Annotated in this window: 1 protein-coding gene; it reads left to right on the top strand. The window is 48.5% G+C overall.

Going from position 1 to position 357, the window contains the following annotated elements; genetic code table 11:
• Nucleotides 1-357 (top strand): L-histidine N(alpha)-methyltransferase (locus tag HC176_RS17815; RefSeq protein ID WP_167920339.1); only part of this gene is annotated, 357 nt, incomplete at both ends.

Genomic DNA, 357 nt, shown 5'->3' with positions numbered 1-357 from the left:
AACAGGAGATCCCCGGGGTGGAAGTTGCGCCACAGCAGGGTACCTACACCATGGTGCTGAATAAACTGACCGATTACCGGGAGCGCAAAAAGGTAATTTTATTCCTGGGTTCCAATATTGGAAATCTCACCCCCGAAGAAGCAGTTGCCTTTTTGCAGAAGATCTCTTCAGCAATGAATCCGGGAGACATGTTCTTCATGGGAGTAGACCAGAAGAAAGATCCGCAGGTGATCCTCGATGCCTATAATGATAAAGCCGGAGTGACCGAAGCTTTCAATAAGAATCTCCTGGTGAGGATGAATCGCGAACTGGAAGCCGATTTTGACCTTGATGCCTTTGTTCACTGGCCGCTGTACA

The sequence above is a fragment of the Tamlana crocina genome, from assembly GCF_012037625.1.
The sequence above is the reverse complement of the archived record's forward strand: the minus strand, read 5'-3'. Positions and strand labels throughout refer to the sequence as shown.